At 66.4% G+C, this 12,107-nt stretch carries 11 protein-coding genes; 4 read left to right on the top strand and 7 right to left on the bottom strand.

The genetic code is table 11. The features are described 5' to 3' along the window. Positions 1–28: 28 nt before the first annotated feature. Positions 29–1,114 carry a hypothetical protein gene (locus GGR03_RS09280; protein WP_183207353.1) on the top strand — a complete coding sequence of 362 codons (1,086 nt, stop codon included), beginning with the start codon at positions 29–31 and terminating at the stop codon, positions 1,112–1,114. 20 nt (positions 1,115–1,134) lie between these two features. Here the strand turns inward: GGR03_RS09280 and GGR03_RS09275 are convergent, their stop codons facing one another. The 7 genes from GGR03_RS09275 to GGR03_RS09245 form a co-directional block, all read right to left on the bottom strand. Next, positions 1,135–1,956 (bottom strand): ABC transporter permease subunit, encoded by an 822-nt coding sequence (locus GGR03_RS09275; protein WP_183207352.1) that lies wholly within the window; start codon positions 1,954–1,956, stop codon positions 1,135–1,137. Next, on the bottom strand, positions 1,953–2,852 hold the full coding sequence (locus tag GGR03_RS09270) for an ABC transporter permease subunit (RefSeq protein WP_183207351.1): 900 nt from the start codon (positions 2,850–2,852) through the stop codon (positions 1,953–1,955). Before GGR03_RS09270 ends, GGR03_RS09275 begins: the two co-directional genes overlap by 4 nt. 18 nt (positions 2,853–2,870) lie before the next feature. Then, entirely contained in the window at positions 2,871–4,013 is a 1,143-nt protein-coding gene (locus tag GGR03_RS09265) for an ABC transporter ATP-binding protein (RefSeq protein ID WP_183207350.1), read from the bottom strand. Positions 4,014–4,083: 70 nt separating this feature from the next. Continuing rightward, positions 4,084–5,178: a polyamine ABC transporter substrate-binding protein gene (locus GGR03_RS09260; protein ID WP_183207349.1), complete on the bottom strand. Its 1,095-nt coding sequence runs from the start codon at positions 5,176–5,178 to the stop codon at positions 4,084–4,086. Between the two features lie 146 nt (positions 5,179–5,324). Further along, on the bottom strand, positions 5,325–5,837 hold the full coding sequence (locus tag GGR03_RS09255; protein WP_246367770.1) for a GNAT family N-acetyltransferase: 513 nt from the start codon (positions 5,835–5,837) through the stop codon (positions 5,325–5,327). 19 nt (positions 5,838–5,856) lie between these two features. Further along, on the bottom strand, positions 5,857–6,651 hold the full coding sequence (locus GGR03_RS09250) for an aspartyl/asparaginyl beta-hydroxylase domain-containing protein (protein ID WP_183207348.1): 795 nt from the start codon (positions 6,649–6,651) through the stop codon (positions 5,857–5,859). Positions 6,652–6,774: 123 nt separating this feature from the next. Then, positions 6,775–8,196, bottom strand: coding sequence for a helix-turn-helix transcriptional regulator (locus GGR03_RS09245; RefSeq protein ID WP_183207347.1), 1,422 nt, complete (start codon positions 8,194–8,196; stop codon positions 6,775–6,777). Positions 8,197–8,788: 592 nt separating this feature from the next. Here GGR03_RS09245 and aceA point away from each other — a divergent pair. From aceA to GGR03_RS09230, 3 genes are all read left to right on the top strand, one after another. Then, positions 8,789–10,093 (top strand): isocitrate lyase, encoded by a 1,305-nt coding sequence (aceA, locus tag GGR03_RS09240; RefSeq protein WP_183207346.1) that lies wholly within the window; start codon positions 8,789–8,791, stop codon positions 10,091–10,093. 66 nt (positions 10,094–10,159) lie between these two features. Then, positions 10,160–10,423 carry an SMc00767 family acetate metabolism repressor gene (locus GGR03_RS09235; protein ID WP_183207345.1) on the top strand — a complete coding sequence of 88 codons (264 nt, stop codon included), beginning with the start codon at positions 10,160–10,162 and terminating at the stop codon, positions 10,421–10,423. Between the two features lie 249 nt (positions 10,424–10,672). Further along, positions 10,673–12,103: a glutamine synthetase family protein gene (locus GGR03_RS09230; RefSeq protein WP_183207970.1), complete on the top strand. Its 1,431-nt coding sequence runs from the start codon at positions 10,673–10,675 to the stop codon at positions 12,101–12,103. Positions 12,104–12,107: the final 4 nt, after the last annotated feature.

Raw genomic sequence — 12,107 nt, 5'->3', positions numbered from 1 at the left:
CCGTCCGGCCATCCACGGATGCTTGCGCATGACGATATCCGCCCGCGTGCTCGCCGTAGCCGCCCTGTCGGCGCTTCTGGCCCCGCTCGCCCCCGCCGCGGCCGCTGATGCGTCCTGCCCCGAGCGCTACCACGCCGCACTCTCATCCATCGGAGACGACGAATATGCCGCCCTGAAAGCCGCGCGGACCGTCGCCTTCAAGGGCGACGGAGCCATGCCGGGCGCCTTCGTGTTCCCGCCGCCGAGCAGGCCGAGAAGCCGGGAGGAGATGACGGCGTTGAAGGAGGCCAGCGGCCTTGCCCGCGGTCGTGGCCGTCCATCCTGGCAGGCGAGCGCAGACAGCCGCTGGCTGGCGGACCGTGTGACCACCGAACTCGGCGACTATCTTTCGCAGGAGAAGACACCGTTCCTCTGCGGCGGCGTCGGCGAGTACCTCGCCGTGCTGCGGGCCCAGATCGCCCGCGTCGGCGGCGGGGCGACGGACGGCGGGGCGCTGGTGGCGGCGCAGATGGCCGCCACACGCCAGGCGATCCGGGCGGCTCACGCGGCCGCGCGTCCTGCGCCCCTGCCCCGTTACGCGCCGCCTCTGCGCAACCTGCTTCTCTCGATCGTCGATTTCCGACCGGCGCGTGGCCTGGAGCGCGATCCGGCGATCGATCCGATGCAGACCCATTCGTCCGAGAAGGACATCCAGGGCCCGCGGATCGACCCCGACCTGCCGCCACTGGCCATGACCGCTCCCATACCGCTCGACACCGACGCCGACCGTCTTGCCGCCATCGACGGGCTGTTAGAACTTGCGCAGCAGCGGGAACTCGTGGCCGGCCAGGCCGAGGAGGACATGGGCGACGCTGGGGAGGAGGCGGAATCCGCGCAGCCGCGCCCGGTACTGACGCGACTCGCCGCCCTGCAGCCCACCATTGCAGCAGCGACGGGCCCGGCAAGCGATGCACAGACCCGCCGCGCCCTGGTCGCGGCGCTTTCGGCTATAGAGGTGCTGGACTATCTGGCCCACCGTCCGGCGTCGGGAGAGGACCCGATGCTCGCAGCGATGGAGCGCACCTTCGCGGCCATCGAAGCCGCTCACGAGCGCTCCTGCGACTGCCGGGACTGACGGACAGCAGCGCCAGGACGTCAGTTGCCTGCCGCGGCCAGGCGCTCGTCGCGCTGCCTGACGAAGGCGCTCCGCTTGTTGGCGAGCGCCGCGAGGATGACCCCCAGCGTCACGATGGCGATGAGGATCGTACAGACGGCGTTGATCTCCGGCGTCACACCCAGCCGCACCTGGCTGTAGATCTTCATCGGCAGGGTCGTCGCTCCCGGCCCGGAGGTGAAGCTGGCGATCACCAGGTCGTCCAGCGACAGGGTGAAGGCGAGCATCCAGCCGGCAAAGACCGCCGGCCAGATCATCGGCAGGGTGATCGACAGGAAGGTGCGCGACGGCGTCGCGCCGAGATCCATCGCGGCCTCTTCCAGCGAGCGATCGATCGAAACCAGGCGCGACTGCACGACAACGGCGACGAAGCACATCGAGAAGGTGATGTGCGCTAGCGTCACGGTCCAGAAGCCGCGATCGAAGTCGATGGCGACGAACAGAAGCAGCAGCGACAGGCCGGTGATCACCTCCGGCATCACCAGCGGCGCGAAGACCATGCCGGTGAACAGCATGCGGCCGCGGAAACTGGTATAGCGGGTCAGCGCCAGCGCCGCGAGCGTGCCGAGGACCGTGGCCACGGTCGCCGACAGGAGCCCGACGCGGATCGTCACCCAGGCCGCGTCCATCAGGCCTTGGTTGTTGAACAGCTGAACGTACCAGCGGGTCGAAAAGCCCGTCCAGACCGTCACCAGCCGCGACTCGTTGAACGAGTAGATGATCAGCAGCACGATCGGCAGGTAGAGGAAGGCGAAGCCGACGACGACCGAGGCGACGTTGAATCCGGACCAGCGGCGGGTCACGCGGCATTCTCCTGCCGGGCCTGGACCCTCTGGAAGATCATGATCGGCACGACCAGCAGCAGCAGCAGAACGATGGCGACGGCGGAAGAGACCGGCCAGTCGCGGTTGTTGAAGAACTCCAGCCAGAGCGTCTTGCCGATCATCAGCGTCTGCGAGCCGCCGAGCAGGTCGGGGATGACGAATTCGCCGACCGCCGGAATGAAGACCAGGAAGCAGCCGGCGAGGACGCCGGGCAGCGACAGCGGGAAGGTGATCCGCCAGAACGCCCGCGCCGGCGTCGAGCCGAGATCGGCGGCGGCTTCCAGCAGCGTGTCGTCCATCTTTTCCAGGCTGGCGTAGATCGGCAGCACCATGAAGGGCAGGTAGGAATAGACGATGCCGATGTAGATCGCCGTGTGGGTGTTGGTGATGATCAGCGGCGTGTCGATGACGCCGAGAAAAAGCAGGAACTGGTTCAGCAGCCCCTCGGGCTTGAGGATGCCGATCCAGGCGTAGACGCGGATCAGGAAGCTCGTCCAGAACGGCAGGATGACCAGCATCACCAGCAGCGGCCTCAGGCCGATCGGCGCACGCGCCATGCCGTAGGCCAGCGGATAGCCGATCAGCAGCGCCAGGAACGTCGAGATGCCGGCGATTATCAGGCTGGAGACGTAGGCGTTGATGTAGAGAGCGTCGTCGACGATCCAGCGATAATTGTCGAAGGTGAGCTCGCCGAGGGACTCCACCCAGGTCGTGGGATCGCCGAATGTCGGCGTATAGGGCGGGATCGCCGTCGCGATGTTCGACACCGAAATCTTGAAGACGATGAGGAACGGCACGAGGAACAGCGCGGCGAGCCAGAGATAGGGCACGGCGATGACGACGCGCTTGAAGAGGCTCGTTCTTGCTGCTGCCATCGCCCGCGATCCTCGCTTCTATCGGTTGAGGAGCAGGCCGGCGTCGGCATCGAAGGCGACATAGGCGCGTTCGTGCCAGGTCAGCTGCAGCGGGCTGAAACGGTGCCGGTTGATCATCGAGACGCGCACGATCTGGCCGTTGTCGAGCCGGATGTGGAACGACGTCATGTCGCCGAAGTAGGCGATCTCCCAGACTTCGCCGGCGAGGACGTTGGCGCCCTCGATCGGCTCTGCCGAGATCCGCAGCTTCTCCGGCCGCACCGCGTACCAGGCGGTCTCGCCGATTTCGGCGGGAGCCGTGGAATCCACCACGATTTCGCCGCCGCCCGGCGCCTCCAGCACGATCCGGGAGGCATCCTTGCGCACCACCTTGCCTTCGAAGAGGTTCACGCTGCCGACGAAGTCGGCCACGAAGCGCGAGGCCGGCGCCTCGTAGACTTCCGGCGGCGTGGCCAGCTGGACGATCTGGCCCTTTTCCATGATGGCGATGCGGTCGGCCATGGTCATCGCCTCCTCCTGGTCGTGGGTGACGACGATGAAGGTCATGCCGAGCTCGTATTGCAGGTCGGTCAGCTCGAACTGCGTCTCCTCGCGCAGCTTCTTGTCCAGCGCGCCCAGCGGCTCGTCGAGCAGCAGCACCTTCGGCCGCTTGGCGAGCGAGCGCGCCAGCGCCACGCGCTGGCGCTGGCCGCCGGAGAGCTGGTGCGGCTTGCGGGCGGCATAGGGCTCCAGCTTGACCAGCTTCAGCACCTCGGCGATGCGATCGGCGCGTTCGCCCCTGCCCATGCCCTCCTGCTTCAGGCCGAAGGCGATGTTGTTCTCGACGCTCATGTGCGGGAACAGCGCATAGCTCTGGAACATCATGTTCACCGGCCGCCGATAGGGCGGCGTGCCGGTCAGGTCCTCGCCGTCGAGGACAATGCGACCTTTCGTCGGCGTTTCGAAGCCCGCGAGCATCCGCAGTAGCGTGGACTTGCCGCAACCGGACGCGCCGAGCAGCGCGAAGAACTCCCGCCGGTAGATCGACAGCGTCAGGTCGTCGACCGCGGTGAAGTTGCCGAAGTCCTTGGTGACTCCCTCGAACTCGATATAGGGCTGTTGAGTGGGATCGGCCCAGGGCGCAAAGCTCTTGCGGATGCTGCCAAGCGACTGCGCCTTCATCGTGGGGGATGCCTCCGCAAGAGGATGCCGGAAACCGGGGCGTTGCCGCCCCGGCTTTCGCTCGAGCCTGTCACTGGCCGGTGACGACGCGGGTCCAGAGCCGGGTCTGCAGGCGCTGTGCAGCCGGGTCCTTCGGGTCGATCGCATAGAGCCGGCCGACCGTCTCCTCCGGCGGATAGACGCTCGGATCCTCCAGAATGTCCTTGTTGACGAATTCCTTCGAGGCGGCATTGCCGTTGGCGTAGTTCACGTAATTGGTCGCCTTGGCGATCACCTCGGGCCGCATGATGTAGTTGAGGAACTCGTGTGCCTCTTCCACATTCGGCGCGTCTGCGGGGATCGCCATGTTGTCGAGCCAGGTCACGGCGCCTTCCTCGGGGATCACGTACTGGATCTCGACGCCCTGCGCGGCCTCGGCCGCGCGATCGCGCGCCTGGAGGATGTCGCCCGACCAGCCGAGCGCCATGCAGATGTCGCCGTTGGCGAGCGCCTCGATATATTCGGAAGAGTGGAACTTGCGGACATAGGGGCGGATCGAGAGCAGCAGTTCCTGCGCCTTGTCGAGATCTTCCCGCTCGTTCGAATTCGGATCGAGACCGAGATAGTTCAGTGCTGCCGGCACCACTTCCTCGGGCGTGTTGAGCACGTAGATGCCGCAATCGGCGAGCTTGGTCGCGGTCTCGGAGTCGAACAGCAGATCGAACGTGTCGAGCTGCGCATCCTCGCCGAGACGTTCCCTGACCATGGCGACATTCAGCCCGAGCCCGGTCGTGCCCCACATGTAGTTGATCGCGTGCTGGTTTTCCGGGTCGTAGCGGGCCAGGCGCTCCATCACCTGCGGGTCGAGATTGTCCCAGTTGGTGAGCTTCGACTTGTCGAGCGGCTGGAACACGCCGGCCTGGATCTGGCGGGCGAGGAACGTACCGGTCGGCACCACGATGTCGTAGCCGGTGCCGCCGGCCAGCAGCTTGGTCTCGACGATCTCGTTGGAGTCGAACACGTCGTAGACGACGCGGATGCCGGTTTCCTTGGTGAAGTCGGCGAGGATCGATTCGTCGATGTAATCCGACCAGTTATAGACGTTGACGACGCGTTCCTGGGCGCTGGCGGGCGCCAGCGTCATGGCAATGGCCGCAATCGCTGCCCCGAATATATACTGCTTCATCGACGAAGCCCCCTGTTTGCGGTGACCGGTCCGGGCCGCCAGGGTGGCCGCCCGCAACACCAGCATGTGGTGGCAGCGACCATAAGGGCATCGGCACCGGTATTTCCAGTCCCGATTGATGACGTTTGCCTAACGAGGGGGCGTGCTCAGACCGGCGCCATTCGCATCATGTAGCGCGCGTCCGCTCCATAGGAGGCCAGAGCCCCCGGCGGGAGCCGCCCGGCCGACTCGACAAAGCCGAAACGCGACCAGAACGGCGCGGTGCCGTAAACGGAAACCAGCGCCGCACAGCGATAACCCGCCGCCAGTTCCAGCAGGCGCTCGACCGCCGGCTCCGCCAGGCCGTGGCCGCGGGCCTCGGGAGCGACGACGACGTCGTGGAGATAGAAGCAGTCGGCCGGTTGCGGCAGCGAGCCGAGCCCGATGTCGAGCTTGGGCGGCGGGCCCTGGGTCCAGGGATGCCCGACGGCGTAGCCGAGACAGCCGCCCTCCCCATCGTCGAGCACCAGGCAGCCTTGCGGGAAAAGGTGGAGCCGGTCGGCGAAGACCGCGACGTCCTCAGGCAGCGACGGGTGGATCCGGTCCGCGAGCGCGGCGACGCCTGGCAGATCGGCGCTGGTCATCGACCGCCACTGCAGACTGTCCATGCGCATCGTCATCGACCGGCGCTCCTCTCGCCTAGCGGTGCTTGGTGCCCTCACCGTAAAACAGCTTTTCCCAGGCTTTATGGGCTTTGTAGCCCTCGCGGATGAAGGGGGTGAAGACCGCCAGGTTCAGCACCGCCTTGTTGGTCAGGCTGGCGGGAAAGGTCAAAGGCTTCTCGAAATCGACGAAAAGCACGACCCGAACCTCGTTCGAGTGGTTCCAGGCCTCGTGCTCGTAAGCGTCGTCGAAGATCAGCGCCTTGCCTTCCTCCCAGTGGCAGGTCTGGTCGTCGACGCGAATGCCGACCTTGTCGGGCTGGTCGGGGACGATCAGCCCGAGGTGGAAGCGCAGCACGCCGTTATAGGGTCCGCGATGCGGCGGCAGGTGCTTGCCCGGTTCGAAGATCGAGAACATCGCCGATTTGAGGCCCGGGATCTTCTGCAGAATCCGCCAGGTCTCGGGACACTGGCGGATCGCCTCCTCCGATTTGATGCCATAGCCGCAGAGGAAGAAGGTCTTCCAGTTCTGATCCGAGGAGATCGAACGCACCTCCGATGAAATCTCGTGGAACGCCGGCAGCTCGCCCTTGCGCACCAGTACCTTGTCGAGCTCCTCACGGATCAGCCGCCATTCGGCTTCGACCTCGCGGGCCCAGGGAAAGGCATCGGTCGGGAAAACCGGCGGGTTGCCGACGGCGGAGTGGCGGAGGTTGAGCTTTTCCGCGCCGTCGACGAGGCGCTGTACCGACCGGGCGACGAACCCCTCGCGGGTCAGCGTGTCCTCGAGGCCTTCGGTCTTCAGTTTCTGCTGGCTGACAGGCTTGTCCATGACTTCACTTCACTCAGGTCAGATGCCTTGCGACTGCTGGTGAGAGCCAGCCAATCTGCCGTCCGACGGTTTCATGACGAATTTGCGACACTCGCCGGTGGCAGGCCGGATGTGGCTCTGCGCTTACTGGAAGTCAAACGCTGACAGACCGGTGACCATTTCATCGAGACCGAGGGGGCGGGTCAGCGGCGGTTCGGCCCGCGCCAGGCACCCCTGACGCTCGCAGAGCCGACAGGCCGGGCCGATTGCCGTCGGAACCGGCTTGGCACCCAGATGGCGGCCGTACACGGTCTCGTCCTTGAACCCGATGTCGCAGCCTAGAAGAATGGCCGTGCGCCGCGGCCGCTCCTCGAATCCCGCCTGCAGACCTTCCAGGGTCCTCGCGACCAGCAGGAATTCCGCCCCATCCGGCATCTGCGCCGCCTCGACGAGGATCTGCCCCGGCTGCGCGAAGGCGGCATGGATCGGCAGCTTCGGGCAGTCGCCCCCGAAGCGCTGGACCGGAAAGCCGCGGGCGCCGGCGCGGCGGAAGCGGTTGCCGGCATTGTCGACCTCGAGCAGGAAGAACGGCAGGCCGGGCGCGGCCTGACGCTGCAGCATGGTGAGGCGGTTGGCTGCCTGCTCGAACGAGACCTGGAAGCGGCCGCGCAGCACGTCGACGTCGTAAGCGGCGCGCTGGGCAGCGGACTGAAACGCCGCGTAGGGCATCATCAAGGCGTGCGCCGCATAACGCAGCAGCTCGAAGCGGCCGAGCCGGCGCGCCTCGTCGCTGGAGAAGCCGAAGGTCTCGTTCTCGGCCGCGATCACGTCGCCGAAGGCGAGGAGGCAGGCCTCCATCGCGGTCTCGCGGAGGCGGTCGGCCGGTGCCAGCCGCTCCGACAGGAACAGCCGGCGGGAATGGCGATCGAAGCGCCGGCGCCAGTTCGGCATGGTCTGCACCGGCAGCACCCGAACCGAGACGTCGTGCTCGCTGCGCAGCCACGCCTTCAGCGCGGCCATCAGATCGTCGCCGGGGGCCAGCGCCTGGTGAAAATGCTCCGCCGCCGTCTCGATCGCCGGGAAATGGTTGGGCCGGGTCTCGAAGGTCTCGTGGACCTCGTCGATCGGCAGCCTTGTTCCCGCGAGCCGGGTCTCGCGTCCTTCGCGGGCGAGCAGCACCGACAAGTCCGTCAGCCGGGCCTGCTGCTCCCGATAGGCGCGGTAGAGCTTGACGATCCCGGCCGCGGCGTTGGGCGCGGCATCCGCCACTTCCAGCAGTTCCTGCTCGCCCGGCAGTTCCCCCGACAGCAACGGGTCGGAGAAAACCCCGCGCAACTCGGGGAGCGAACTCTGCTTCTCGCCACCCTGCAGATCGCTGAAATCGACCGTGTAGGTGCGCGACAGCTTGAGGATCAGCTGCACGGTCAGCGGGCGCTGGTTGCGCTCGATGAGATTGAGATAGGACGGCGAGATACCGAGTGCCTCGGCCATCGCCGTCTGCGTCAGGCCGAGGCCGTTGCGGATGCGGCGGATGCGCGGGCCGGCGAAGATCTTGTTCTCGGCCATCAGCGCCGGCCGTTCCGGCGGCATTGCGCGCAGGCGACCCTGCGCAAGACGCCCCGCCGAAGCGTCGTCGCTCCTAGTGGGCCAGCGGTCCGCCGCTCTGCATCCGGCGCAGGCAGGCAGGCCCGGGACCGCGCATGTAATAGCGCTCCGGACGGTACGGCCGCCGCGACTCGTCGCGGATCAGCCCCAGCAGACTCAACACGGTACGCACGGCACGCATCGTTCGCTCCATCATCCGTTCGCTCGTTCACCGAACACTGGGTGGACGTTCGCAGAAGGAAGTTTCGAATCATCTGATGGAGCGGCCAATTTGTGTTGCGGGATGGTGATTTAGCGAAAATTCGAAGTGTTGTGGCGGCGCCGCCACAGGCCACGGCAGCAGTGCGTCAGACCGCAGCCCCGCGATCAAATTCTATGACAGCTGTGACAAGCTTACAAGCGCCGCTTGTATGAGCTTCGACAAGACGACCCGATTTCCCCGCTCTGAAGGGCGGATACGGCTGGGACGCGCAGCCGGCAGCTGACATCTTCTGCTTCGAACGCTGTCGCACATTGTAACGGCGTCGCTGATCGATACGGAGGATCGCCCGTCATGACTGATTTTTACAACCTGGTTCCCTCGGCCCCAGAAGGCCGCTTCGACAACGTTACCCGCGACTACGGGGTCGAGGACGTGCAGCGGCTGCGCGGCTCCATGCAGATCCGCTACACGCTGGCCGAGAATGGGGCGAACCGGCTCTGGCAGCTGATCCATTCGGAGGACTTCGTCAATTCGCTCGGCGCGATGACCGGTAACCAGGCGATGCAGCAGGTCCGGGCGGGCCTCAAGGCGATCTACCTCTCCGGCTGGCAGGTCGCCGCCGACTCCAATACCGCCTCGTCGATGTATCCCGACCAGTCGCTCTACCCGGCCAATGCAGCGCCCGAGCTCTGCCGGCGCATCAACCGCACGCTGCAGCGCGCCGACCAGATCGAGCACGCCGAGGGCTCGATGTCGGTCGACACGTGGTTCGCGCCGATCGTCGCCGATGCCGAGGCCGGCTTCGGCGGCCCGCTCAACGCCTTCGAGATCATGAAGGCGTTCATCGAGGCGGGCGCCGCGGGCGTCCATTTCGAGGACCAGCTGGCATCGGAGAAGAAATGCGGCCATCTCGGCGGCAAGGTGCTGATCCCCACCCAGGCGCATATCCGCAACCTGACGGCGGCGCGGCTTGCGGCGGACGTAATGGGCGTGCCGTCGCTGGTGATCTGCCGCACCGACGCGGAGGCGGCGAAGCTGATCACATCCGACATCGACGAGCGCGACCAGCCCTTCGTCGACTACGACGCGGGCCGCACGCCCGAGGGCTTCTACCGGGTGAAGAACGGACTCGAGCCCTGCATCGCCCGGGCGATCGCCTGCGCCCCCTATTCGGACCTGATCTGGTGCGAGACCTCCAAGCCGGATCTCGACCAAGCGAGGCGCTTTGCCGAGGCGGTGCGCAAGGAGCACCCGAACCAGCTTCTTGCCTATAACTGCTCGCCGTCCTTCAACTGGAAGAAGAACCTCGACGACGCGACGATCGCCAAGTTCCAGAAGGAGCTCGGCGCCATGGGCTACAAGTTCCAGTTCATCACGCTCGCCGGCTTCCATCAGCTGAACCACGGCATGTTCGAGCTGGCGCGCGGCTACAAGGACCGGCAGATGGCCGCCTATTCGGAACTGCAGGAGGCCGAGTTCGCCTCCGAGGCCGACGGCTACACCGCTACCAAGCACCAGCGCGAGGTCGGCACCGGCTATTTCGATGCCGTGTCGATGGCGATCACCGGCGGTCGGTCCTCGACGACCGCGATGGGCGAATCCACCGAGAGCGCGCAGTTCAAGGCCGGCGCGTCGATGAGCGAAGCGGCGGAATAGGCTCGACATCCCGGGTAGCGGGTCGCCGCCCGGGATCATTCGGCAAGGACAATTGGGAGAGAAACGATGAGTGCTACGATCAGCCATAGCGAAGACCGCCCGCGTACCCGGGTGAAGGAACGTGCCGAGGAGCAGTCCTCGGCGATGGACGAGGCGCAACAGGCGGCGATCCGCATGCTCGCCAACGACCTGCACCGGCTCAACCAGTCGGTGATGAAGGCGGTCGAGTCTGGCGTTTCGGTCGAACTGGTGCGCTCGGCCCGCCATCACGGCGGCGACGGCAACTGGGGCGACCTGCTGATTCCGGTGGTGGTCAAGACCGGCACCTGAGGCGACGATCGTCTCACCACGCCAGGACGGGGGAAACAACGGGCCGCGCATCATCGCGGCCCGTTCCGCCTTCCCTCGCCTTGCGTGGCCGGCTATGCTCGCGCCTGCGCCGAATGGCCCGCGAAGGACTGCATGCCCGACACGACAAGGACGAAACCGCCCCGTTCCCCGGTTCCCGCGCGGCTCGACCGCCGCGCCCCGCGCCCGAAAGGCAGCGGCAATGAGGCAAGCCCGATCAAGGGCGCGCCGATGCCGGTGAAACGCGACATCGGCCATCTGAAGCTGTCGCCGGACGAGACCCGCGCCTTCCTGGAGTCCAAGCGCGGCGTGCGCTCGATGCAGGAAGCGACCGAGTGGCTGGCCGCCCGGGATATCGAGGATCTCGAATGCATCACGCCGGACCTGGCAGGCGTTGCGCGCGGCAAGATGATGCCGGCGAAGAAGTTCGTCGGCGAGACGTCGTTGGCGCTGCCCTCGGCGCTGTTCATGCACACGATCTCCGGCGAGTATCCCGAAGAGAGCGGCGAGTTCCGCTATTCACCGAATGACGGCGACCTGAAGCTGGTGCCGGACCTCTCGACGCTGGCGCTGGTGCCGTGGGAGAACGATCCGACGGCGCAGGTGATCTGCGACCTCGTCGACCAGTCGGGCGCCGCCGTCGGCTACACGCCGCGCAACGTCCTGAAGCGCGTCATGGCGCTTTACGAGAACCGCGGCTGGAAGCCGGTCGTCGCGCCCGAGATCGAGTTCTACCTCGTCTCCAAGAACGTCGATCCCGATTATCCGCTGGTGCCGCCGATCGGGCGCTCCGGCCGGCAGATCCAGAGCGGCCAGTCCTATTCGATCGGCGGCGTCAACGAGTTCGACGAGCTCATCGACGACATCTACGACTTCTCAGACCGGCAGGGGCTGGAGATCGACACGCTGATCCACGAGGAGGGCGCCGCCCAGCTCGAGATCAACCTGCGCCACGGCGACCCGCTGGAGCTCGCCGACCAGGTGTTCATGTTCAAGCGCACCATCCGCGAGGCGGCGCTTGGCCAGGACATCTACGCGACCTTCATGGCGAAGCCGATCCAGGGCCAGCCGGGTTCGGCGATGCACATCCACCAGTCCGTCAACGACGCGCGGACCGGCCGCAACGTCTTCTCCAACGAGGACGGCACCCCCTCGGAGCTGTTCTTCCACTTCATCGGCGGCATGCAGCGCTACGTGCCGGCGGCGCTGATCATGATGGCGCCGTACGTGAACTCCTATCGCCGCCTGACCTACGGGATGAGTGCGCCGACCAACACGGCGTGGGGTTACGACAACCGCACCACGGCCTTCCGTGTGCCGACCTCGGATCCGGCCGGCCGCCGGGTGGAGAACCGCCTGCCCTCTTCCGACGCCAATCCCTATCTCGCCATCGCGGCTTCGCTCGCCTGTGGCTATCTCGGCATGGTGGGCGCGCTCGACCCGGACCAGCCGACCGACCAGACGGTCAACGAGGATGGTGGGATCTCGCTGCCGCGCGGCCTGCTCGAGGCGGTCGCCGCCTTCGAGTGCGAGACGGCCTTCCACGAGGTGTTCTCCCGGTCCTTCGTCGGCACCTATGCCGGCATCAAGCGCGGCGAGCACGAGACCTTCATGCAGGTGATCAGCCCCTGGGAGCGCGAGTTCCTGCTGCTGCAGGTCTGAGGCC

The sequence above is a fragment of the Aurantimonas endophytica genome, from assembly GCF_014196845.1.
Taxonomy (GTDB): Bacteria; Pseudomonadota; Alphaproteobacteria; order Rhizobiales; family Rhizobiaceae; genus Aurantimonas; species Aurantimonas endophytica.
The sequence above is the reverse complement of the archived record's forward strand: the minus strand, read 5'-3'. Positions and strand labels throughout refer to the sequence as shown.

Coding starts and splice junctions, on each gene's coding strand:
- GGR03_RS09280 (WP_183207353.1), top strand. CDS start 29: ATGACGATATCCGCCCGCGTGCTCGCCGTAGCCGCCCTGTCGGCGCTT.
- GGR03_RS09270 (WP_183207351.1), bottom strand. CDS start 2,852: ATGGCAGCAGCAAGAACGAGCCTCTTCAAGCGCGTCGTCATCGCCGTG.
- GGR03_RS09265 (WP_183207350.1), bottom strand. CDS start 4,013: ATGAAGGCGCAGTCGCTTGGCAGCATCCGCAAGAGCTTTGCGCCCTGG.
- GGR03_RS09260 (WP_183207349.1), bottom strand. CDS start 5,178: ATGAAGCAGTATATATTCGGGGCAGCGATTGCGGCCATTGCCATGACG.
- GGR03_RS09255 (WP_246367770.1), bottom strand. CDS start 5,837: ATGACGATGCGCATGGACAGTCTGCAGTGGCGGTCGATGACCAGCGCC.
- GGR03_RS09250 (WP_183207348.1), bottom strand. CDS start 6,651: ATGGACAAGCCTGTCAGCCAGCAGAAACTGAAGACCGAAGGCCTCGAG.
- GGR03_RS09245 (WP_183207347.1), bottom strand. CDS start 8,196: ATGGCCGAGAACAAGATCTTCGCCGGCCCGCGCATCCGCCGCATCCGC.
- aceA (WP_183207346.1), top strand. CDS start 8,789: ATGACTGATTTTTACAACCTGGTTCCCTCGGCCCCAGAAGGCCGCTTC.
- GGR03_RS09235 (WP_183207345.1), top strand. CDS start 10,160: ATGAGTGCTACGATCAGCCATAGCGAAGACCGCCCGCGTACCCGGGTG.
- GGR03_RS09230 (WP_183207970.1), top strand. CDS start 10,673: ATGCCGGTGAAACGCGACATCGGCCATCTGAAGCTGTCGCCGGACGAG.